Source organism: Microbulbifer maximicatervae (SeqCode) (assembly GCF_052467505.1).
This window is the reverse complement of sequence record NZ_CP174313.1, coordinates 4,115,104-4,137,587: the sequence shown is the minus strand read 5'-3', so window position 1 is coordinate 4,137,587 and position 22,484 is coordinate 4,115,104. Positions and strand designations below refer to the sequence as shown.

At 52.3% G+C, this 22,484-nt stretch carries 24 protein-coding genes; 8 read left to right on the top strand and 16 right to left on the bottom strand.

From position 1 onward, the window contains the following. Positions 1-127 precede the first annotated feature (127 nt). Positions 128-595, top strand: a complete 468-nt coding sequence (gene rsd / locus ACJJIN_RS18225) for a sigma D regulator (RefSeq protein WP_413663804.1) — start codon at positions 128-130, stop codon at positions 593-595. Positions 596-729: 134 nt separating this feature from the next. Here rsd and bamJ read toward each other — a convergent pair whose 3' ends face one another. Next, the gene (gene bamJ / locus ACJJIN_RS18220; protein ID WP_444895676.1) at positions 730-1,518 is read right to left on the bottom strand and encodes an FKBP-type peptidyl-prolyl cis-trans isomerase; all 789 of its coding nucleotides are present in this window, start codon (positions 1,516-1,518) and stop codon (positions 730-732) included. Positions 1,519-1,975: 457 nt separating this feature from the next. On the opposite strand from bamJ, the gene ACJJIN_RS18215 reads away from it, so the two are divergent. Next, positions 1,976-2,878: a histidine kinase gene (locus ACJJIN_RS18215; RefSeq protein WP_444895675.1), complete on the top strand. Its 903-nt coding sequence runs from the start codon at positions 1,976-1,978 to the stop codon at positions 2,876-2,878. A gap of 115 nt (positions 2,879-2,993) precedes the next feature. Here ACJJIN_RS18215 and ACJJIN_RS18210 read toward each other — a convergent pair whose 3' ends face one another. Beyond that, positions 2,994-3,488, bottom strand: coding sequence for a TIGR02444 family protein (locus tag ACJJIN_RS18210; RefSeq protein ID WP_444895674.1), 495 nt, complete (start codon positions 3,486-3,488; stop codon positions 2,994-2,996). A gap of 108 nt (positions 3,489-3,596) precedes the next feature. On the opposite strand from ACJJIN_RS18210, the gene ACJJIN_RS18205 reads away from it, so the two are divergent. Further along, positions 3,597-5,516: an ABC-F family ATP-binding cassette domain-containing protein gene (locus tag ACJJIN_RS18205; RefSeq protein WP_444895673.1), complete on the top strand. Its 1,920-nt coding sequence runs from the start codon at positions 3,597-3,599 to the stop codon at positions 5,514-5,516. An 86-nt stretch (positions 5,517-5,602) separates the two neighbouring features. Here the strand turns inward: ACJJIN_RS18205 and ACJJIN_RS18200 are convergent, their stop codons facing one another. Beyond that, the gene (locus tag ACJJIN_RS18200; RefSeq protein ID WP_282930654.1) at positions 5,603-6,541 is read right to left on the bottom strand and encodes an outer membrane beta-barrel protein; all 939 of its coding nucleotides are present in this window, start codon (positions 6,539-6,541) and stop codon (positions 5,603-5,605) included. 203 nt (positions 6,542-6,744) lie between these two features. Between ACJJIN_RS18200 and ACJJIN_RS18195 the strand changes: the two genes are divergently transcribed. Then, positions 6,745-7,755, top strand: a complete 1,011-nt coding sequence (locus ACJJIN_RS18195) for a hypothetical protein (RefSeq protein ID WP_444895672.1) — start codon at positions 6,745-6,747, stop codon at positions 7,753-7,755. A gap of 73 nt (positions 7,756-7,828) precedes the next feature. On the opposite strand, the gene trmB is transcribed toward ACJJIN_RS18195, so the two are convergent. The 6 genes from trmB to ftsY form a co-directional block, all read right to left on the bottom strand. Further along, entirely contained in the window at positions 7,829-8,614 is a 786-nt protein-coding gene (gene trmB / locus ACJJIN_RS18190) for a tRNA (guanosine(46)-N7)-methyltransferase TrmB (protein WP_444895671.1), read from the bottom strand. Between the two features lie 84 nt (positions 8,615-8,698). Continuing rightward, positions 8,699-9,076, bottom strand: coding sequence for a DUF423 domain-containing protein (locus tag ACJJIN_RS18185; protein WP_444895670.1), 378 nt, complete (start codon positions 9,074-9,076; stop codon positions 8,699-8,701). A 108-nt stretch (positions 9,077-9,184) separates the two neighbouring features. Further along, on the bottom strand, positions 9,185-10,039 hold the full coding sequence (gene rpoH / locus ACJJIN_RS18180) for an RNA polymerase sigma factor RpoH (RefSeq protein ID WP_282930650.1): 855 nt from the start codon (positions 10,037-10,039) through the stop codon (positions 9,185-9,187). Between the two features lie 222 nt (positions 10,040-10,261). Next, entirely contained in the window at positions 10,262-11,278 is a 1,017-nt protein-coding gene (gene ftsX / locus ACJJIN_RS18175; RefSeq protein WP_444895669.1) for a permease-like cell division protein FtsX, read from the bottom strand. Then, entirely contained in the window at positions 11,259-11,945 is a 687-nt protein-coding gene (ftsE, locus tag ACJJIN_RS18170) for a cell division ATP-binding protein FtsE (protein ID WP_444895668.1), read from the bottom strand. The genes ftsX and ftsE overlap by 20 nt, the downstream gene beginning before the upstream one ends. Before the next feature lie 36 nt (positions 11,946-11,981). Next, the gene (gene ftsY / locus ACJJIN_RS18165; protein WP_444898273.1) at positions 11,982-13,025 is read right to left on the bottom strand and encodes a signal recognition particle-docking protein FtsY; all 1,044 of its coding nucleotides are present in this window, start codon (positions 13,023-13,025) and stop codon (positions 11,982-11,984) included. 412 nt (positions 13,026-13,437) lie between these two features. Between ftsY and rsmD the strand changes: the two genes are divergently transcribed. The 3 genes from rsmD (at position 13,438) to ggt (ending at position 16,378) form a co-directional block, all read left to right on the top strand. Beyond that, a complete protein-coding gene (gene rsmD, locus ACJJIN_RS18160) occupies positions 13,438-14,028 on the top strand; it encodes a 16S rRNA (guanine(966)-N(2))-methyltransferase RsmD (RefSeq protein WP_444895667.1) in 591 nt (196 codons plus the stop codon). An 86-nt stretch (positions 14,029-14,114) separates the two neighbouring features. Continuing rightward, positions 14,115-14,591, top strand: a complete 477-nt coding sequence (coaD, locus tag ACJJIN_RS18155) for a pantetheine-phosphate adenylyltransferase (RefSeq protein ID WP_282930647.1) — start codon at positions 14,115-14,117, stop codon at positions 14,589-14,591. A gap of 62 nt (positions 14,592-14,653) precedes the next feature. Then, positions 14,654-16,378 (top strand): gamma-glutamyltransferase, encoded by a 1,725-nt coding sequence (gene ggt, locus ACJJIN_RS18150; protein ID WP_444895666.1) that lies wholly within the window; start codon positions 14,654-14,656, stop codon positions 16,376-16,378. 46 nt (positions 16,379-16,424) lie between these two features. Here the strand turns inward: ggt and ACJJIN_RS18145 are convergent, their stop codons facing one another. From ACJJIN_RS18145 to radC, 7 genes are all read right to left on the bottom strand, one after another. After that, a complete protein-coding gene (locus ACJJIN_RS18145) occupies positions 16,425-18,017 on the bottom strand; it encodes an amidohydrolase (protein ID WP_444895665.1) in 1,593 nt (530 codons plus the stop codon). Positions 18,018-18,101: 84 nt separating this feature from the next. After that, positions 18,102-18,650 (bottom strand): disulfide bond formation protein B, encoded by a 549-nt coding sequence (locus ACJJIN_RS18140; protein ID WP_413663816.1) that lies wholly within the window; start codon positions 18,648-18,650, stop codon positions 18,102-18,104. A gap of 11 nt (positions 18,651-18,661) precedes the next feature. Continuing rightward, a complete protein-coding gene (locus ACJJIN_RS18135) occupies positions 18,662-18,814 on the bottom strand; it encodes a DUF5993 family protein (protein ID WP_444895664.1) in 153 nt (50 codons plus the stop codon). 71 nt (positions 18,815-18,885) lie between these two features. Continuing rightward, positions 18,886-19,701: a bifunctional DNA-formamidopyrimidine glycosylase/DNA-(apurinic or apyrimidinic site) lyase gene (gene mutM, locus ACJJIN_RS18130; RefSeq protein ID WP_444895663.1), complete on the bottom strand. Its 816-nt coding sequence runs from the start codon at positions 19,699-19,701 to the stop codon at positions 18,886-18,888. A 97-nt stretch (positions 19,702-19,798) separates the two neighbouring features. Next, entirely contained in the window at positions 19,799-19,954 is a 156-nt protein-coding gene (gene rpmG, locus ACJJIN_RS18125) for a 50S ribosomal protein L33 (RefSeq protein ID WP_020413983.1), read from the bottom strand. A gap of 36 nt (positions 19,955-19,990) precedes the next feature. Further along, positions 19,991-20,227 carry a 50S ribosomal protein L28 gene (rpmB, locus tag ACJJIN_RS18120; RefSeq protein WP_020413982.1) on the bottom strand — a complete coding sequence of 79 codons (237 nt, stop codon included), beginning with the start codon at positions 20,225-20,227 and terminating at the stop codon, positions 19,991-19,993. Positions 20,228-20,442: 215 nt separating this feature from the next. Then, positions 20,443-21,117 (bottom strand): RadC family protein, encoded by a 675-nt coding sequence (radC, locus tag ACJJIN_RS18115; RefSeq protein WP_413663818.1) that lies wholly within the window; start codon positions 21,115-21,117, stop codon positions 20,443-20,445. Positions 21,118-21,265: 148 nt separating this feature from the next. On the opposite strand from radC, the gene coaBC reads away from it, so the two are divergent. Continuing rightward, positions 21,266-22,471, top strand: coding sequence for a bifunctional phosphopantothenoylcysteine decarboxylase/phosphopantothenate--cysteine ligase CoaBC (gene coaBC / locus ACJJIN_RS18110; protein WP_413665903.1), 1,206 nt, complete (start codon positions 21,266-21,268; stop codon positions 22,469-22,471). The last annotated feature ends 13 nt before the right edge of the window (positions 22,472-22,484 follow it).

The window sequence follows — 22,484 nt, the reverse complement described above, 5'->3', positions numbered from 1 at the left end:
TTGTATTCTGGCGTAGATCACACTCTGCACCTTGCCGTCGGCGGGGGAATCTCCTATCTTCTTAGGGCCTTCGGGATCAGCAATAAAGCTGGCTATCACGGCAACAGTAACCAAAGGATTCTTGGAGATGCTGGAAAATTGTAAATCTGCGCGCGAGCGCTGGGGTGGCGTCAGTGAAATCATTGACCGCTGGCTACAGTCCCGACAAATCCTGCTGGTAAGTTACTACCATCTATCTGAGAAGAAAGAATTTAACGATGGGGATTCGGAGACCGAGAACGGTGTTCGTCATCTTTGCCAGTTGCTAGTGGACTACGTCTCTGCGGGACACTTTGAGGTATACGAACAGCTCATACTGGAAGGCCAGGCTTTTGATGATAAACAGGGGCTGCAACAAGCGCGGGAACTCTATCGGGATATTGATGTGACCACTGATGTCGCTGTCGATTTCAATGATAAGTACCAGGAAACCGACGATCTATCCAGCCTGAACCCAGATTTGTCACAGCTGGGGGAAGCACTGGAAACCCGCTTTAGTTCCGAGGATCGAATGATCGCACTTTTGCACACAGCCCATAAAAACCAGCTGGTCTAAAAAACTGAATTCATCATTGTAAAGGCGATGGGAAGCCGGCGCCTTTAATCGAATATTTTTGCTGTTGATTTTTCAGGGTAAAAAATAAAGGCGCCCATTGGGCGCCTTTATTGAATCCAATGTAGTAAATTTAATTACTCACTTTTGGGCTCTTCTTTTTTCTCTTCTTTTTTCTCGGCGCCATCTTCCTTGCCAACATTGGCTTTGTGCAGCTCCACTTCAAAAATCAGCGTTGCGTTAGGGCCGATCTTACCGCCTGCACCACCCGGGCCATATGCCAGCTCGGAGGGGATGTAAAGCTCCCACTTGGAACCCTCTTTCATCAGTTGCAACGCTTCGGTCCAACCCTTGATAACACCATTAACTGGGAACTGGACCGGCTCACCACGGGCGTAAGAGCTATCAAACTCTTCACCATTAATCAGGGTACCCTTGTAGTCCACTTCAACAGTGCTGTTCTCGCTGGGCTGGCCACCGGAACCCTCAGTAATCACTTTGTACTGCAGGCCGGAATCAGTGGTAACAACACCATCTTTCTTGGCATTCTCTTCGAGGAAGGCTTTTCCTTCCTGCAGGTTTTTATCAGCAGACTCTTTGAACTCTTTCTCTTGCTGGGCAAGCATTTCCTGCTGCTTCTTCTGCATTTGCTCTTGGAAGGCAGCGATCGTTTGCTGCTTTTCTTCTTCAGTCAAACGGGATTCATTGCCGCTGGAAACATCCTTAAGAGCCATCATCACCACTTGGGGATCTAATTTCACATCCTGAGCTTCAAGGCGCTTCGCCATATCTTCGGCAATGATGTAGCTGACCTTCTTCTCCTGGGTGTCCAGGGTAACTTCTTTTTCCTGCTTGGATCCCTGTTCGTTACAGCCGGTCAGCGCCAGGCCAAGGGCAATTGCTGCAGCCAAAGGGTATTTATTCATGGGTGTTGTCTCTTTGTCCGTATTGCGTTGAATGATTCGCGCTTGACCCTGGGTCAATGCCTGCGGCGGCTTATCAAGTAATCCTGATTCGGCCCTTAGCCTCCAGGCGCACCTTTTCCGCCAGTCCGCTCAAGTCTAACCCAAGGCGACTGCAAGTGCATACCGATGACGCGCACACTGTGCAGGACACCACATTCCACCTTAAGGTTCCAGGGACCAGCGAGAAAAAAATACATTTACAGCACTATTTTCGCTGCTTACGGCATACATTTTTTTTAAAAACAGCGCTATTATCGACCAGTCGCCGGTTATTGTTCCGGACTGTTTGAGGTGCTTTTCAGTTTCAGAACAATTTACAGTGTTCAGATCCCCGATTTAAATATGTCTATTACATATAGATCTGATCCGTACACTGTCCGGATGTTCCAATTGATAATAAACGTCAGGACATTTACTCATGGCTGCCAAACAAAGAGCTGTCAATTCAGTCGCAGAACTGGAAGCACAAATTTCCAAGCTAACCGTCAAGCTGGACAAAGCCCGCAACAAGAAAGTTACCGATGCCGGCAAAAGTGTTTTAAAAGCCGGAAAAGCACTGACTTCCGCAAAAGAAAAATTAGCTAAAGCGAAAACCAAACTAGTAGACGCTAGAACTGCAGCCAAGACACGAAAGACAGCTGCCACTCAAAAGCGTGTAGAAACCGCCAAGGCCAATGTAGAAAAGCATAACGAAGTACTCCAGCAAGCAAAGGCATCACATGCCGAAGCAAAGGGTACTGAGTCCCAGGCAAAAGCCGAGCTGAAAGCTGCCGAAGCTGTACGTAAGGCCGGTGTAAAAGCAGAAAAACTGCTGAACAAATCCAAGCCAAAAGCCCGTAAAGCTACCACCTCAAAAAAAGTAGCCGCTCCTAAAGCAACCGCAGCAAAGAGCCGCACTAAAGCAAGCACCACCAAAGCAGCGAAAAAGACAGTGGCAAAAAAAGCCACAGAAAAGAAAACTAGTGCCAAGAAAGCGCCGGCTAAAACCGCCGCTGCCACTAAAGCTGTAAAGAAAACTCCCGCAAAGAAAGCCTCCACTGCTGCGAAGAAAGCTCCAGCTAAAACTGCTGCTGCCAAAAAACCAGCGGCGAGCAAACCCTCTACGGAAGCCAAGCCTGCAACGGTCAAGCCAAGCGCAGAAACTCCGAAGGTGAAGGCTGCCAGCAAGCCAGAAACCGTAGAGAAGCCCAAAGACGATTCAAAAACCATGGCTCCAGCTGAGCAGCAGAAACCGGTGGATACTCCTCGCCCAGCAGCAACGATTACTCCTAGCACTCCGGCAAACAGCCTGTTTTCTTCGGAGCAACCCAGCGGCGAGTAATGTCGGGACTCCTCGCAGCCAAATACGCTGCTGCTTAATTGAGCTCTGTACTTTTCACGACTGTATTACCGGCGACCCCAGAAAAGTACAGTGCCCAGAGGGGTGTAACAGTGGCTTAACTCACTGCCCCCCTGTGAGCCAAGTAGCTTTCGATCAGGCCCGCCCAGCGGGCCTGATCTTTTTGCTGCAAACCATATTGCTGGGATGCTAGCTCCAGTGCAGAGCGATCCCCCGGCCAGTCCTCAGCATAAATTTTCCACAACGCAGCCAACTGTAACTGCTCCAGCTTTAATTCATAGCGTTTACAAAGTGCGTAGGCCCGCTGGGTATGGGGGCGCAAACTCCCCAACCAACGACGCAGGTGTCGCACACTGCGAATCATTCGCCTGCGCGGCGCAACGCCTCGATCTGCGACTCTCCATCCCTCTTCACTGATTTCCTTGCCACAAACGGCTGTATAGCTCGCCCACAGTAGAAGACACACGTCAGCGCCATTTCTGTCTTGGCAGTCGAGTAGGAACTGTTCGACATCCTGGTAGGCATAAAAGTCCAAGCTGAACTGCCAGAGGGGGTTTTCCTTTGGGGAAGATGGAGGTGAAGTATTTGTCACGTTAGAATCCCGACCCTTTGCTGATCGGCATAGTGCCCCAGTCTCTGTGGAGTCCGGGTCTGTTCAATAGCCTAGCATTCATCGGCCTATTCATATGAGGTTTTTCCAGTGATCAATTTACAAGGGGTTTCTCTGCACCGAGGTGAGCGCGACTTGCTTGACAGCGCAGATTGCAGAATCTTCCCCGGCCACAAAGTCGGAATTATCGGTGCCAACGGCTGTGGCAAGTCAACTCTGTTCAAACTGCTGCTTGGACAACTGGAAACCGATGCAGGGCGGGTAGACCTCCCCAGCACCTGGCGTATCTCCCATATGGCTCAAGAGGTAGAAGCTAGTGAGCAGTCAGCACTGGATTACGTTTTAGACGGCGATAGCGAGTTGCGGCTATTGCAAAAGCAACTGGCAGAGGCCGAAGCAAGCGGCGATACCGACGGTCACAAACTGGCAGAACTGCACGAACGCATGGCCAGTATTGATGGCTACAGTGGCCCGGCGCGCGCCGCGCAACTCCTCGACGGGCTCGGCTTTTCCCACGAAGAGCAACAGCGCCCCGTTCGCAGCTTCTCAGGTGGATGGCGTATTCGCCTCAATTTGGGCCGTGCCCTGATGTGCCCCGCAGATCTTATGCTGTTGGACGAGCCCACCAACCACTTGGATCTAGATGCCACCCTTTGGCTGGAACAGTGGCTGCAACGCTTCCCCGGTACCCTGCTGATTATTTCCCACGACCGCGACTTTCTCGATGCAGTGGTCGACGGCATTGTCAGTTTTGAACAGCAAAAACTGGTCTTGTACAGCGGCAATTACAGTGCCTTCGAGCGCGCTCGCGCTGAGCGCCTGGCCCAGCAGCAAATACAGTTTGAAAAACAGCAGGCCGAACGCGCACATATGGAAGACTTTGTGCGGCGCTTTCGCGCCAAGGCGAGCAAGGCCAAGCAGGCACAAAGCCGCCTGAAAGCCCTGGACCGGATGGCTCTGATTGCCCCGGCCCATGTGGATTCCCCTTTTCATTTCACCTTGCCATCTTCCGAGAAAACCTCTAATCCGTTAATCGACCTACGCGAGGCGGATATCGGCTATGCCGAAAAAATAGTGGTGAAGAACGTTCAGCTGGGTATTCAACCGGGTCGCCGTATCGGCCTGCTCGGCCCCAATGGTGCGGGCAAGTCCTCTCTAATCAAAACCCTGGCTGGCACACTTGCCCCCCTCAGCGGCGAGCGCCAATGTGGCGAACACTTGGCCATCGGCTACTTCGCCCAGCATCAGCTGGAAGCACTGGATAGCAACGGTTCCCCACTGCTGCACCTGCAAAGGCTGAGCCCCGATGCCTCGGAGCAATCGCTGCGGGATTTTCTCGGCGGCTACGGTTTTATCGGCGATCGGGTTTTCGAAACGGTAGGGGGCTTTTCCGGCGGTGAAAAAGCCCGTTTAGCCCTGGCACTATTGGCCTGGCAAAAACCTAACCTACTGCTTCTCGATGAACCGACAAACCACCTTGATTTGGAAATGCGCCACGCCCTGACCCTGGCGCTGGCGGAGTTTCCCGGTGCCGTCATATTGGTTTCCCACGATCGCCATCTACTGGCCAATACTGCCGACGAATTTATTCTGGTGGCCAATGGCCGCGCCGAACCCTATAGCGGCGACCTCAATGACTACAAACAGTGGCTGCTCGGCTTTAACCGGGAAAAGAAGCGCAAAGAGGAGAGCGCCTCCACTGTTACAGGCACAGAGGAAAAAGCCCCTGAGGATAAGAAGGCCCAAAGGCGCGCCGCCGCCGCACTACGCGAACAACTGAAGCCCCTGACCAACAAGCTCAAGAATATTGAGCGACAGATGGCTGCGGCAGAAAAGGCATTGGCCGCAGTACAGGAAAAACTTGCCGATGAAGCGCTATATAGCGGCGGCCAGCAGGAGGAAATAGCTCGACTTAATAAAGAGCAGTCAGAGCAGCAGGAATTAATGGAAGAACTGGAAATGGAATGGCTGGAAATTTCTGAGAAGCTCGAGGAAATTCGCAGCGAGTAATTTTACAGAAAATCACTCTAAATAATATCTTCAGCGGGCTTCAGAACTTTCCTGCTACCCGCTGAAGAAATCGATTTTATTTATCTTTAACGAATACAACCGTATTCATCCACTGCAATACCAATCGGTGTATTTGGGCATTGATCGATATAGCTGGGTACACCATCAAAATCTGTATCCAGCGGACAGCCATCTAATTGCACATCGATTCCCACTGGGGTCTGCGGACATTGATCAGTGGCATCAATAACACCATCTGCATCTTCGTCATACCAAAAATCCGGATATTCAAGCCATTGATAGCCGACCGCCAAGCTGGCAAAACCATCGACACCACCTTCTTCGACCCCCTGGAAAAGCCGTATATCTGCGCGGGCCTGCCAGCGGGGCCCCAGGTGATATTTAATTCCCATTCCCACATTCACCATATTTTGCCGGTCATGCCAGTCACAATGGTAAGGCGGGTAGGGATAATGGTGGCCGTCTGGCCGATCCTCAGGGACATAGAATTTCTTACGACAATCCCAAGGATAGGGATAGTATGGGTCGTAGGGATGATCCGGATCATAGACATACTTTGGGTCATCTGGATGCCAGTGTTTTTTACGGTAACGCCGGTCATAATTAATACGCATTTCACCCAGGCCAAACGCGACATAGGGCTGCCAACAAAAATTACCGCAGAACTGCCCTCCAAATTGATATAGGAGATCTATACGGTAGTTATACACATCTACTTTCTCGGGCGTATCCGCAACACTCACGACGAAATAGTCGACAACCCCTTCCATCGCCCAATGATTTGTCATGTTAAAGCCAAAACCGGCACCGACACCTGAGGTATCTCGCATTTCAAAACCGCGAAATGGTGTGCCTTGTAGGCGGTCGCCATCAAACCAATGCTTACCCCCATTAACATAGAGGTTTAAAGTTCCAACAAAATCAGCACGGACTTCAGAAACTGTAAAGAGTAAGATAAACGGCAGGCTATAGAGAAATGAAAGCAGAGGGTCACGCCTTCTCATTAGAAACACCAAGATTCCTTCCTTGATCAACCCCCCAAATTATTATTAACATCAATATCTATTAATAAAAATAATTCGGTTTTGTTTTCGCGATGCTTCCTGAATCCGGTTCTTATTGGAAATAAAATTCGATAATCACAGCACCACTAGAAGCATAGACGGCTAGTGGCGAAAAACAGTAATAAAGACAGGAGAGTTAACCCTTGCTGGCACCCAATATCGATAACTATGTTAGGAACTTGGTTCACCCACAAAACATACAAACCACCTGCTATGTCCCCAAAAGTATCCGTGAGTACGCACAGGACTTCCAAAATAATTCCAATAGCAACACTAAGTGGTATCACAAGCGCAGTAGTGATGGACTAACCCGGATTGACCAATTAGTAAGCCAGGCAGTACAAATTCAAACAAATGATTATGGAAGGATTACCCGTGTCGCCAAAGTACTAGTGGAAACCCTATATACCTGGCTTACTGGATTTGATCCCTCCACACCCACCAAGCTACTCGATAGCGATGGAATAACACGCCGTAAAGATGCCATTTTAGCTTTACTCGGTGGAGCTTACTGCTGGTATCGACAGGCCAGTGAAGCTTTCAGCTCAGAGAGGAGAGCAATATCCAACATCGAAGCCCATTTGGACGTCCCTTTCTCACTATTTAATTACCGATTTAGCCGCAGTGGTTTTAACCTGCACACAGTGACAACACTGTTATACCGTGGCGATACCCGCCCACCACAGAAGCTGTGGCAAGCCGGGGGATTCTTTCCCTGGATGAATCAAAATGGCCGCTTTGATCCGCACCTGGGTACCGGAGCATCTAACCAAGTCATTTCAACCACTACCAATGCAAATATTGTTGCGCGCTTTGCCTGGCACAACAAAACTTATTGCCCAAAAAGGTATTATTTTGTGCATGGAACAAATGAGGGTGACTTAGCCACTACCGGTTTTATCTATGAGCTCGATAAAAGAAACCACCAATGCGTAGAGGTTTCCACTGTCACCCAGGGACGTGAAGTTGCCTTTATGGCTATTCCCAACCAATTTATTCGCCGCTTTCGCATGCGTTATTTTGCGGGCACCCAAAATAATATTGAACTGTCGGACTGGATGTCCTATGACAGTAACACCATCCGCAACCTGAATGTTGTCGAAGACAAGCGCCGATGGGAAGCGGCCAAGAAAAACTGGAATGAGTTTTTCTAACAATAGAGGTGGGCTGTTGCATGCCACTGGTGCCATGTTAGCACCGGTGGCAAACATCGATCGTCAGTGCGAATTATTCGCCTTTGGACTCTTCAACAGTTGACGCATCTACGTCAGTGGTAGTTAGCGACAGCGCTTCACCAGGTAACCTGCGGTATACCAGATCCCAAACACCGTGCCCCAGCCTCTGCCCTCGACGCTCAAACTTGGTCTCCGGGCGCCATTCTGGCCGGGCAACATAATCACCCTCACTGGCGGTATTTTCTAGCAGGTTTTCACCTTGCAATACTTCCAGCATATGCTCGGCATAATTCTCCCAATCTGTCGCCATATGCATAAGACCGCCAGTTTTTAACTTGCTGCAAATCAGGCGAACAAATTCCGGCTGCACTATCCGGCGCTTGTGGTGCTTCTTCTTGTGCCAAGGGTCAGGGAAGTACAGCTGGAAACGATCCAGGCTTCCATCGGCAATACAATCATTTAGAACATCGACCGCATCGGCCATGTAAACACGCAGGTTTTTGATACCTGCCTTGCCGGCATTATTGATCAACCGGCCAACGCCCGGCGGGTGTACTTCAATACCAATAAAATCCTTATCTGGCTCGGCTTCCGCCATAGCCAGCAGGGAGTCACCCATACCGAAACCGATCTCTAACGCCAGTGGCGCCTCGCGGCCAAAAACCTGTTGGCGATCCAAAGGTCCGTCAAATAGGGAGAGCCCATACTGTCCCCAATAATTGTCAAAGGCATTGCGCTGCCCCTCTGTCATTCGCCCCGCGCGAATCACATAGCTGCGGATAGATTTCTTCTTAAATTCTGTGCGGTAGGGAAAATCTTCCGCAGATTCGTCTTGCATTGTTCGCGACCTCTTATGCGAAACGGTTTATATCTTGATATTCTGTTCGGGCTCGGTATCAGCGTCTAAGCCCAGTAAAGCTGGCTACTTAGAGAAATTAAATGCGGCAAAAAACAGGACTACCCAACCGGCTATCATCATCAGCCCGCCGAGAGGGGTGATTGGACCTAGCCATCGGGGGCCTCCCAGTGCCAGGGCATAGAGACTGCCGGAGAAGAAGATAATACCGAAAGTAAAAAGAGCACCGCTCAGGGTCAGCGATAAACGGTTTCCCCAGTTTTGCATTAGCAGCACCACACCAAACAGCGCCAGGGCATGAATCATCTGGTACTGGACTCCGGTTTTATAGGCCTCTAGCAGATTCTCTGCCACTTTACCGCGCAGGCCGTGAGCCCCAAACGCCCCCAGAGCCACACCACTAGCGCCAAAGAGTGCGCACAGCAGCAGATAGAGTTTGGCCATTACCTTCCCTTTTTGTTTTACCCAGTGGTGACAGGTATGCCTGTAACAGGCGGGACAAAAAAAACCGCGCTACTGCGCGGTTTTCTACCCGTGTACCAGAACGCCGATTTAGGCTTCCATAGCAGCACGCACTTTCTTCATGGCATTTTTTTCCAGCTGGCGAATTCGCTCAGCGGAAACACCATACTTATCAGCCAACTCATGCAATGTGGATTTCTCCTCACTGAGCCAGCGGGCCTGAATAATATCGCGGCTGCGATCATCCAGTTGTGCCATGGCACTGGCGAGGCTGGTCAAGTTGGTTTCCTGCCAGTTATCCCGCTCAAGCTGGGCGGCCGGATCAAAACTGCGGTCTTCCAGATAGTGAGCCGGTGCCTGCCAGGCGGTATCGTCATCGTCATCGACACCCGCATCAAAAGCCGCATCGTGTGCAGCCAGGCGGCCTTCCATTTCATGGACCTGGGTGACATCCACATTCAGGTCTTTGGCGACGGCCTTAGCTTCTGCATTGGTCAACCAAGCGAGTTTTTTCTTCTGACCGCGCAGGTTGAAGAATAATTTGCGCTGCGCCTTGGTGGTGGCAATTTTGACAATACGCCAGTTACGCAGAATAAATTCGTGGATTTCAGCTTTAATCCAATGTACCGCAAAGGATACCAGGCGCACTCCCTTTTCGGGATTGAAGCGTTTGACGGCCTTCATCAAACCGACATTACCTTCCTGAATCAGGTCGGCTTCATTGAGCCCGTAGCCGGAATAAGATTTGGCGATATGCACTACAAAGCGCAGGTGTGACATGACCAGCTGGCGTGCAGCATCGAGATTTTCGCGGTAATAGAGGTCTTCTGCCAGGTGCTTTTCCTGTTCAGCGGTCAGTACGTCAAAACCACTGACGGTCTGGATATAAGCTCCCAGGTTGGCGCCCGGAGACAGCGTATGCACTGGCTGTAGGCTGGTTCCCATTCAGGTCTCTCCTGTCATTATTAGTCGGCCGATCTTACCGGCCGCTGCCATCGGATACTGTATCCGACGACAAGCTGGACTCAGTGTAGCACTTGCACGGGCAGATAAGAAAGCCCGCCAACAACTACCGTATTCTGTTGTATTTCGCGGAATTAGAGGGGCTTTTTACGCCTCAGGTTCCCTTTGCCAGAACACTTTACCCTTCTTGATCAGACTCGCTGGTCAGCGGGGTTCTATCTTGCGAGTGTGTCGCGCTACCGCAAGCCAAGCCCCTAATAGGCCCAGCGAGGAGGCCCCCAAAGTTAATTGAAAGAAGTAACTGGCGCCTGGCCCTCTCAGTTCGAAGCTACTGCCATAACTTGATGACAGACTCTCAACTGGCCCAGACAACATAGCCACACCACCTGCAAGCAACAGCCACGCCAACAGCCCGCCAAATAATCCATAGCAAATGCCACTGTAAAGGAACGGCCGCCGCACAAACGCGTTAGTGCCGCCGACGAGCTTTACTACCAGGATCTCCTCCCGGCGACTTTCGATATGCAGCCGTATCGTATTGATCACCACCAATACCACCCCCAGCGCCAATAACAGGGCTAGACCTGCGGAGAGACGCTGTCCCAGTTCGGTGATCTGGGCGAGGCGCTGGACCCAGGCAAGATCCAAGACCACTGAATCCGTCAGTGCCTGGGCTCTCAGATTCTCCACCAAAGCCTGAAGTTTATCGCCGTCCTTCGCATCCCTTGGCCGCAGCAACAGCACTGCCGGCAGGGGGTTGGCATCCAGGCCAACCAATACATCCCCAAGCCCCGAGGCCTGTTCAAACTCTGCCAGGGCATCTTCCGGGGAGACATAAGTTACCTCCGCGATAGCGGGGTCACTGCGCAATTTGTCGGCCAGGGAATTAACTGCAGCCTGTCTCGCATCTTTGTGTAGAAAAACAGAAATTTGTGGCTGCCCATCCCAACCGGCCACCGCGCGCTGGAAATTCAACAATCCCAATTGCAATGCCGCCGGCAGGGCCAGGGCAATAGCAATCACCAGCGCCGTCATTGCACTGGCCATGGGTGCGCTAAAAAATCGACTGACTGAGTCGGCAGCCATCTCACGGTGGTGCCCCAACCAGCTATTCCATCGATCGCCCAGCCCTGTTTGCGCAACAACAGCGCCGGTGCTGCGCACACGCTTGTCTGCGACAGGGTTGGCCTGCCGTTGCGCTTTAGCTTGGGTGTACTTCACGGCTCGGAACTCCGTCGTAAATCAATTGGCCAGCCTGTAGGGTCAATACCCGTCGGCGCATCCGTGCAATCAGCTCCAAGTCGTGGCTCGCCACCAGCACCGTAACTCCCACTGCGTTAAAGTCGGCGAATAACTGCATGATTTCCTGCGAGAGTGTTGGGTCCAGGTTGCCGGTGGGCTCATCGGCAACCAATATCGCGGGCTTGTTAACGACTGCGCGGGCAATCCCAACCCGCTGCTGCTCACCACCAGACAACATAATGGGATTTTGCTTTTCCTTGTGCAGCAAGCCGACCTTATCCAGGGCTGCGCGAACCCGACGCCCCACCTCGCGCTTATTGCAACCAGCAACAGACAAGGGCAGGGCAATATTGTCAAAAACGCTGCGGTCAAATAGCAGCTGGTGATTCTGGAAGACAATACCCAGATTGCGGCGGTAGTAGGGGATCTGGCCATTGCGCAGGCGGTTGAGATTCTGTCCGGCGACAAGAATACTGCCCTTAGTAGGGCGCTCAATCGCGGTCAGGAGTCTCAGTAAAGTACTTTTACCCGCACCGGAGTGACCGGTGAGAAATACCATATCGCCACGGGGGATTTCCAGGCTGACTCGCACCAGGGCATCCTGCCCCGATACGTAACGCTTGTTCACATTATCGAAAGTGATCACGGCTTCTGTTGTTCTTGTTATTTCCTAGGCGAATTATCAGGCCTTATCGCGGCCAAACAGGGCGGATACGAACTCACGAGCGCGGAATGGCTGTAGATCTTCCGCCTGCTCACCCACACCGATAAAACGCACCGGGATACCGAAACGACGAGCCAGGGCAAAGATAACGCCGCCTTTGGCAGTACCATCCAATTTGGTCAGCACCAAGCCAGTAACGCCGGCCGCCTCACGGAACTGAGAGGCCTGGTTAATCGCATTTTGGCCAGTGCCAGCATCCAGTACCAACAGCACCTCGTGGGGCGCACTGGGGTCCAATTTGCCCATCACCCGGCGCACCTTGGACAACTCCTCCATCAAGTTGGATTTGGTGTGCAGGCGCCCGGCGGTATCGGCAATTACCACATCGACGCCGCGCGCCTGGGCAGATTGAACCGCATCGAAAATAACTGACGCACTGTCAGCACCGGTATGCTGCGCTACAACCGGTACATCGTGGCGCTGCCCCCAAACCTGCAGCTGCTCAACTGCTGCGGCACGGAATGTATCACCGGCAGCCAACATCACCGACTTGCCTTCACCGAGAAAGCGGTGGGCCAGCTTGCCGATTGTTGTGGTTTTACCCACACCGTTTACGCCCACTACCAGAATGACGTAAGGCTTCTTGCTGATATCGATTTCCAGGGGAGCATCAACACTATCGAGTAAGTCAGCCAGCTCCTGCTGCAGTGCCTTGTAAAGTGCATCGCCATCGGCCAATTCCCGACGGGATACCCGTTCGGTCAGGCGCTCGACGATCTCGCTGGTGGCCTCAACTCCTACATCTGCCATTAACAGCTGTGTTTCAAGTTCTTCCAGCAGATCTTCATCGATTTCCTTGGCCCCGAGGAACAGGTTTCCCATCCCCTCGACAAACTGGTTGCTGGTGCGGCTGAGGCCGCGACGAATACGCGCAAAGAAACCCTCTTTCTTTTTGGCTTCCGGTTTCGGCTGCTCTTTGGCTCTGGGTTTTGGAGCTGGCTCGGGCTGAATCGGGGCTGGCTTTTCGGCTTCCTCTTTTACAGGCTCTGCTGCTACAGCCACCTGGGGGGCTTCGACAACGGCCTCCGGCTCGCCCGCCGCATCAGCATGCTGCGCCCAGCCGGCACTTTCCTCTTGGGGGACAGAAGCTGGGGCAGTGGGTTCATCGATAGGGGCCTTTGCCTCCTCCAGAGCGGAGGTTTCTCCCTGGGCAGACGACTTTTCCTCTATGTCTGAGGGCATTTTGTCCAGCGCCGAGGGCTCTTTCTCTAGCGCTGAAGGCTCTGGGCTCTGCGCCGATGATTCCTCTTCAGACGCAGCAGTGACCTCCGCCTGGGATTGCTGGGGCTCACTTTGTTCGGGCTTGCGCTTCTTCTTTTTGCGCAGGAAGTCAAAAATCATTCGTATGTCCGGATGTACCGCTTGCAGAAAGACGCTAATCTTAGCATCGCTAAGCCCCCAGTAGAGAGTTACCTTGGCCAGAAGTTCATCCCGAAAGCAAAGCCCGCAAAACCTTTCACAGTTACGCATCATTGGCGGACAGTGGCGCGGGCGAAAATTACAGTTTGCCCCAGTGGAGGGCTTGAGACCTACCGGCGACCGACTGCGGGAGGTTCTGTTTAACTGGCTGCAGTTCTACCTGCCCGACGCCCGCTGCCTGGACCTCTTTGCCGGTTCAGGAGCCCTGGGTCTGGAGGCGCTATCCCGAGGCGCCGGTTCGGTAGATTTTGTCGAGCTGAATACTCGCGCTGCGCGAACCCTGGCGGAACAGTTAAAACAGTTAAACGCCCGGGAAGCCAAAGTCCATAACTGTAGTGCAGAAGAGTTCCTCGGAAGTAATGGAAGTAAATACGACCTCGTATTTATCGATCCCCCTTTTGCTGACAATCTTTGGCAGGCAACTCTAGGCGCCCTGTCCGGCCATCTTTCGCAGGATGCATTAATCTATGTGGAAACACCGCGAGACACAGTGGTTGCATCCGTACCTGGCTGGGAACAGGAAAAAGAAAAACGTGCAGGACAGGTGTGTATGCGCTTGTTTCGCCGCGCCGGCCCATCGGTTTAGGGAAGAATAAAAAGATTCGGTTTTGACCTTAGCCGTAAATTGTTTACCATTCGCATCCCATTCGGCCCGCATTTAAGCCCTGGCGTATGAAAAAAGTCGTCTATCCCGGAACCTTCGATCCCATCACCAATGGTCACTTGGACTTGGTGGAGCGCGCATGCCGCTTGTTTGACCACGTTATCGTGGCTGTGGCTGCCAGCAACCGCAAAAACCCCCTGTTCACCTTAGAGGAGCGGGTAGAACTTTCACAAAAAGTTCTCGGCCACCTGCCCAATGTCGAAGTCATTGGATTCGATATCCTGCTCGCCGACCTGGTGCGCCAGGTAGATGCTTATGGCGTACTGCGCGGTCTGCGCGCGGTGTCCGACTTTGAATACGAGTTCCAATTGGCCAATATGAACCGCCAGTTAGCGCCCAATATGGAAAGCCTGTTCCTGACACCGGCAGAACATTTGTCCTACATTTCATCCTCTTTAGTGCGTGAAATTGCCTCCCTGGGCGGCGATGTCACCAAGTTTGTTCCGGCTGCTGTACAAAGCGCGCTGGAAGAGAAATTTCGTTAAGCCGGAATCTGGCTATTTCTGATACACTCGAGCGGATTTATCCACAATCCGCGGAGTGTTACGTGCGCAACCTTCTCGCCGCCTTTGCACTGGTTCTGAGTCCCGCTTTCGCTTTTGCCGATGAACCACAACCGGAGTTTGATACCGGTCGCACAGCCGTTAAGTCCTCAACGGCCAACTTCTATATGGCAGTCACTGCCAACCCCCATGCCAGCCGGGCTGCCGAGCAGATTCTCGCCCTGGGCGGCAGCGCTGTGGATGCCGCCATTGCCGCTCAGATGGTATTGGGATTGGTAGAACCACAATCCTCCGGGATTGGTGGCGGAGCATTTATGCTCAGCTATGACGCTGCGGCAAAGAAGCTCAAGTACTACGACGGGCGCGAGACAGCCCCCTCTCAGGTAGACGAAAATTACTTTATCCGCGACAACAAGCCGCGTTCATTTTTTGAGTCTGTAATCGGCGGCTACTCGGTCGGCGTTCCCGGTGTTGTGCGAATGCTGGAAATGGCTCACGAGCGCGATGGCAAGTTACCCTGGGAGCAGTTATTTCAGCCGGCCATACACCTGGCCAAATCCGGCTTTCAGATATCACCGCGCCTTCACCAGCTGTTACTGCGCATGCCGAAGGTGGCTGCTCGACCGGAAATTGCCAGCTACTTCTTCAACAGTGATGGCAAGCCCCTGCCGGTGGGTCACAACTTGAAGAATCCAGCTTACGCGGAAACTCTGGAGGCCATTGCCCAGGGCGGTGCGGATGCCTTCTATCACGGCGACATTGCCAAGGCTATCGTCAAAGCTGTGCGCTATGACAGTGCCAACCCAGGGCTCCTGAGCCTCGAAGATATGGTTAGCTACCGGGCCAAGGAGCGCCAGCCCCTGTGTTCGGAGTTTCTCGAATATCGTGTGTGCGGTGCGGATGCCCCGTCGTCCGGAGGTACCACAGTAGGCGGCATTCTGGGCATGCTGCAACAATTCCCACTGGAGCGCTTCGAGCCTGGCAGTGATCTGCTCACCCACTTATTTATCGAAGCTTCGGAACTGGCATTTGCCGATCGCAACACCTACTCCGGTGATTCCGACTTTGTCCAAGTACCCAGTAAATCACTGGTGTCCAGGGATTATTTGGCTCGCCGCGCGCAGTTAATCGACCCGGACTCCGCCACAGCTGCGACTCCGGGTACCCCAGCCGAACTCGGGGTGAAGCGGGTGATGGCCCAGTCGCCAGAGTTGCCCAACACCAGTCATTTAGTGATTGTCGACCGCTACGGTAATGGTGTCAGTATGACGACCAGTATTGAAACCGGCTTCGGGTCGCGCCTGATGGTGAAGGGCTTCCTGCTCAACAACCAGCTCACCGATTTTTCCTTCACTCCAAAAAACAGTAGTGGGGAGCGGGTGGCCAACCGCATTCAAGCGCGCAAGAGACCACGCTCTTCCATGTCCCCCACCATCGTTTTCAACAAAGATGGCAGCATGCGCCTTCTGGTGGGTTCCCCCGGCGGCTCACGAATTATTGACTACACCGCGCGCACCATTCTCTACCACCTGGGCTTGAATATGCCGATTGCCGAAGCGATTTCTGCGGGAAATATCGGTGCAATCGGTAAGAGGGTCGAATTGGAGCCCGGCTTTTTCAGCCCCGATACTATCGAGAAACTCGAAGCCCGTGGGCACGAGGTTGTCGAAAGGGGCCTCAACAGTGGTATCCATGCAATCGCTTTGCAAAATAACAAGCTGTACGGGGGAGCCGACCCCCGCCGCGAGGGTAGCGCCCAAGGGCGTTAACATTGATCAACCGAGGGGCGCACTGCCCCTCGGTTTCTTCCTCTCCTTAGCGCCTGCGGTCATAGACTTTCTGACCTTTGTAATAAGTCTGTATCACCCGGACACTACCAATATCTCGCTGCGGAATTAAAAACAGGTTTTTGTCCAAAACAATAAAGTCCGCCCACTTTCCCACCTCCAAACTACCAGTATCCTGCTCCAGGTGATTCGTAACAGCACCGGTAAAAGTGAACATTTCAATCATTGTCTCCAATGATATCTGGTTACTGACTCCAGCATGGATGTTCTGGATTGGTGACACCTCTCGCCCGGCAACATATCCCGAGTCCATAACCACGGCTATATGACGAGGCTCTGTATTAGATTTTCGACTTTCAGTTAAGTAACTTTTATCATCTGGAGAAACTTTTGAGCGCGCTGCTACTGACAGCAATAAAATCGGTTTTTCCTTATCATCTGACAATACACTCCCAGCATTATCCGAACTAATATTAAGCAGGGTGTTACGCAATCCCAACTCCCTGCCACCATCCAGGGATATCTGTATGAGCTTTTGTAGAGCTGCCAACTCTTTATTACTCTTAGCATCCAGGTAAAACTGGAAATTATGTGAATTAGCACGAGTAATTATCTTGGAAATAAGTTCACTCGATAGGCCTGAATCACGTTGATCACCTAAACCTACCTTGTCAGCTTTCAAGCTAACCGAATTGATCTTGAAATCATCACCGGAATATTTTTCTGCAACCTTCTGCAATTCTCTAAGTTTCTTACCAGTGACATCCATCGCTATTTCAAAGGATGCTCGGATACGCAAACTCAATTTCTCTGACGATAGTGGGCGATCGAAGGCGCTGAGATATTTATTTAAATCATTGAGCGGCATTACAGCCTGAAAAAAAGTAGTTACGCCTCTCTGGGCCGCAATATTCTTAATCTCTGAAAAACTTCGAGTTGGTTTTTCACCCTCATTATTTACGGGTATCAGACGGGAAAAAACCTCCACCGCTTCACGACCATGAAAAATACCGATGGGAAGACCATCTTCATCTTTTTCGATTCTACCACCCTCAGAAAAATTAGACTCCATATCAATCCCAGCTGCGGCAATACCTTCAGAGTTAGTCCATACACTGGCGCCATCTTCTGAGAAAAGAATAATGGGGATCAAATCATTTATTTGATCCAGTATTGCTTTATGTGGTCTGTGTGGTGCAAAAATGACATGACGCCAGCCGCTGCCAACGACAAGCTGCTTCTCGGGGTTGGCCTGAATAAATTTACGAACGCTATTCTCATACCCCTCTACAGTTTTATATGTGGATAAATCCAAACTGTCACTGATACCAACATCAGGTATTTGCTGAATAAAACCGGGCAATACCATTTTTCCACTGAGATCAGTGACCTTTGTTCCCTCTCCTACAAGGGCTTCTGCCCCCCGATCTGTACCCACATAAACAATGCGCCCATCGCGGATAGCCATTGCCGAGGCAACACTGCGGGCCGGGTCGACGGTATAGATATACGCATTCCTTAAAACGTGCTGGGCGGTTTCAACACTGGTGGCCGGCGAGGGGGATTCAGCTCGTTCACAAGCAATTAACAATAGTGAAATGAGCAGGCAGGCCAGACGCATAGGGACTCCTCACAGTTTTCCGCAATTCCCCGGGACTCGGGTCTTATCAGGAAAAGTGTAGAAAGCTCGGACACATTTGTGTGCCTAACCTCGAGACCACAACCAGTGATACCCAAATGACCCACTGGTGCAGGGACCCAGACCGCACTCGAGGAGAACCGCGACTAAATTGGCCAACACGACAGTGAAGAACGAGATGGCAATGCACTTTTCAATCAAAGTAAACTCTCTCGTGGCAAAACTTCGCCGCTTAAAGCCAAACATTAATGCAACGCCACAGTAGATCAGTAAGACAAAGAAAATCAGCGCAGACCAAGTGTATAAATGTAAGCCAAATACTGGGCTGCCAAACCCTGGATCGCCAGGGGTGATATGCAGCAATACCTGCCTGACAGCAGCAGCCAGACCGGCCAGACACGAAAGAATAACAACGCCGTAATGCTCTGCACGAATACTAAAGCGCAGGTTCAACATCAATCCCATGCCAATCATGGCAAAGGCAACACGTTGTAAGAGACAGAGAGGGCAGGGGTGTTGGTGAGATACCAACTCCATGATCAAGGCAATCCATAGGATTATGCTTACCGCTAACAGCGCCAAGCTATCCAGCCTTCTGACCATAAACACCATCATGGGCACGGTCCCTAGAAAGACAGCGACAGTGCTCGCGTCATATGATATCCACACCACATAATGAAGATTAGCAAGGTCAACAACCACCAGCCCATTGCAGAGCCGCGACGACCATTCCAAACGGCCCAAATCGACAGGGTGACCGTAAGAAAAGGCAATATCATGACCACTAAGCAGCTCCTTATCGGCAATACGATGATATTAGTATTGCCTAAAGCTGCCAGAAGGATGCGATTTAACGTTGGCAGCTAGAGCAGAAAAAGGTATTTCTCTGGCCCAAAACCATATCTTTGACTGCTCGGCCGCAAGAGGGACAGGACTCACCCGCACGGCCATAAACATTTAGCTGTTGGGCGAAATAGCCAGGTTTTCCATCGCCGCCAATAAAGTCCCGCAAGGTAGTCCCACCTTGGGCGATTGCCTGACTGAGAACCTGCTTTATGGACTCAGCCAAGCGCTGGTATCGGGCTTTGGAAATAGAACCGGCCTGTCGATCTGGGCGAATGCCCGCCAGGAAAAGAGATTCACTGGCGTAAATATTACCCACCCCCACAACGATACGGCCATCCATGACGAAGGTTTTGACAGACTGCTTACGCTTGCGCGAAGTCTCGAACAGATAGTCACCACTAAATTCTTCCGAGAGAGGCTCTGGGCCCAAATGCCTGAGTAAGTCGTGGGCCAGTGGGTCCGCCACTGTCCACAGTAGGGCACCAAAACGGCGCGGGTCGCGGTAACGCAGTGTGAGACCACTATCCAGGCGCCAGTCGATATGATCATGCTTTTCCGGTGCCTGTGCAGCCTCGACCATTCGCAGGCTGCCAGACATCCCCAGGTGCCAGATAGCGCAGCCTTTATCGGTGTGCACCAGCAGGTACTTGGCGCGGCGCTCCAGCTTCAGTATCCGGGCATTGCGGACACGGCGCTCAAAGTCTGCTTCCACGGGCCAGCGCAACTGGTGCTGGCGCACTTTTGCGGAGCGAATTTTATGCCCCTCCAGGTGAGGTTGCAGGCCTCTGAGAGTGGTTTCTACTTCTGGGAGCTCTGGCATCTTCTGGAGTTACCCTGTGTAAACTGGCTGCTCAATTTCCAATACGCACAAAAAAGCCCGGTTAGAACCGGGCTTTTTGTACAGTAGCGGTAGGCAATTATTTAATTTTGCCTTCCTTGTACATTACATGCTTGCGTACAACGGGATCGTACTTTTTGATCTCCATTTTCTCAGGCATGTTGCGCTTGTTTTTGGTAGTGGTGTAGAAATGGCCAGTACCGGCGCTGGAATTCAGACGAATCTTCTCACGCATTGCTCTATCTCCAATCTATTAGCTGGGCTACAGCCGTTACACTTTTTCGCCGCGGGCGCGCAGCTCAGTCAGCACAGCGTCGATACCTTTCTTATCGATAACGCGCATGCCTTTCGCGGAAACACGCAGCTTCACAAAACGCTTCTCGGATTCAACCCAGAAACGGTGGCTGTGCAGGTTCGGCACAAAGCGACGCTTGGTGCGGTTCTTAGCGTGGGATACATTGTTTCCGGTGACCGGACGCTTACCGGTTACCTGACATACCTTGGACATCTGTTGGCCTCTTCAAAACGCTTGTGCCCGCATGGCGCCAATCCTGAAGAGGAAAAGGTAGTGCGGGAACATAAAAATCGGGATTCTAATCCGGTTCCTGGATGGCGGCGGAACCTGTGCAGAATCTGGCCCGGCCGCAAAGAGCGGCGTTTTATACCAAAAGAGCCCGTAGGGAGCAAGTTTTGTACAACATTTCAACGCCGGGAACGACACCTTTACATCAATCCCTGCTCTGCAAAGGATAGCGCCTTGCCCTCACCGACGATCAAATGGTCCAGAACCTTGATATCCACCAGCTCTAGTGCCTGGGTCAAACGCTCGGTAATCCAGATATCTGCCTGGCTGGGCTCACTGACACCAGACGGGTGGTTGTGCGCCAAAATAACCGCCGCAGCTCCCTTCAACAGCGCTTGCTGTACTACTTCGCGCGGGTAGACATTCGCTGCATTCAGAGTCCCCTCGAACAGCTCCTCAAAAGCGATCACCCGGTGTTGATTATCCAGGTAGAGGCAGCAGAACACTTCCCTGCGCCGGTGCCTGAGCTGGATTGCCAGGTAATCCCTGACCGCCCCGGGACTGCACAGTGCGCTGCCGTGCTGTATCGTCTCCGCCAAGTGCCGCTTGGCCATTTCCAGCGCCGCTTGCAACTGTGCAAACTTTGCGTCGCCGAGCCCTCGCGCGCGGCAAAAGTCATCTCGCTCGGCCTCTAATAGAGGGCGCAAGCCACCAAAATCATTGAGAAGTCTCCTGGCCAGATCCACTGCTGAGAGGCCGGGTAGCCCCACGCGCAGAAAAATTGCCAACAACTCTGCATCCGACAGGGCTTCAGCCCCTCTCTCCAACAGCTTTTCCCGAGGCCTCTCACCTGCCGGCCAGTCCTTTATTTTCATTTGTAGCCCAGTTAGTCAGTGTCTTATCTATCGCACATCTACTGAACACCTCTTCCACGCTGCACCTTTGTAGCACTACTGCAGTCTTATAAGAAACGACACAGAAATGCTAATCTTACCGGCTCGCACCAAATCGGAAACAGCATTTATGTCCTCTCTGGCCGACAAACGCATACTTTTAGGTATCAGCGGTGGAATTGCCGCCTATAAGAGTGCCGACCTGGTTCGCCGGCTCAAAGAGCGCGGTGCCGATGTCCGAGTGGTAATGAGCGCCGGAGCACAGGAGTTTGTACAGCCACTGACCTTTCAGGCGCTATCCGCTAACCCGGTGCATACAGACTTGTTGGATCCCTCGGCAGAAGCCGCTATGGGTCATATCGAACTGGCGAAATGGGCTGATCTTATCCTGATTGCTCCAGCCAGTGCCCAGGTAATGGCAAAGTTGGCTGCCGGTATGGCTGATGACCTCTTAACCACCCTTTGTTTGGCCAGCGAAGCCCCCCTGGCCCTGGCACCAGCCATGAACCAAGCCATGTGGCGCCACGCAGCTACCTCAGCCAATGCTCAGACCCTAAAGGAGCGCGGAGTCATATTCTGGGGCCCAGGCGCGGGTAGCCAGGCCTGTGGCGACGTGGGCCCCGGCCGTATGCTGGAACCAGAAAACCTGGCGGAACACACTGAATCCCTTTTTCACACAAGCCACTCACTGCAGGGCCGCAAAGTAGTAATCACTGCCGGCCCTACCAGGGAAGCCATTGACCCAGTGAGATTCCTCAGCAACCACAGCTCTGGAAAAATGGGCTTCGCCCTGGCTGCGGCGGCGCAGAGTGCCGGTGCCGAAGTGACGTTGATTGCCGGCCCCGTAAATTTGGATACGCCGCCAAAGGTCAATCGTATCGATGTTATCAGCGCCCAGGATATGTATGAGGCCGCCAAAAGTGCCGCCGATCACTGCGATATCTTTATCAGTGCAGCAGCCGTTGCTGATTTCCGGCCGGCCCAAGTCGCTGAGCAGAAAATCAAAAAGAAAGACGGGCAAGATGATGATGCAATTGCCCTCATCAAAAATCCCGATATTGTTGCAGCCATAGCCACGCGTACTGAGCTACGGCCTTTCACTATCGGGTTCGCCGCAGAGACAGAACAGGTTCTCGCCCACGCCCAGAGCAAGCTGCAGCGGAAAAACCTCGATATGATCATTGCCAACGATGTGAGCCAATCGGATTCGGGATTTAACAGCGATCACAACGCTGTCACTGTGATAGATGCGGATGGTCAGAGCCGACTGGCTCCCGCATTAAAGACCGACCTAGCCCGACAGCTCATTGAACTCATCGCCTCCAAGGCTCAGTGACAACATTTACGCT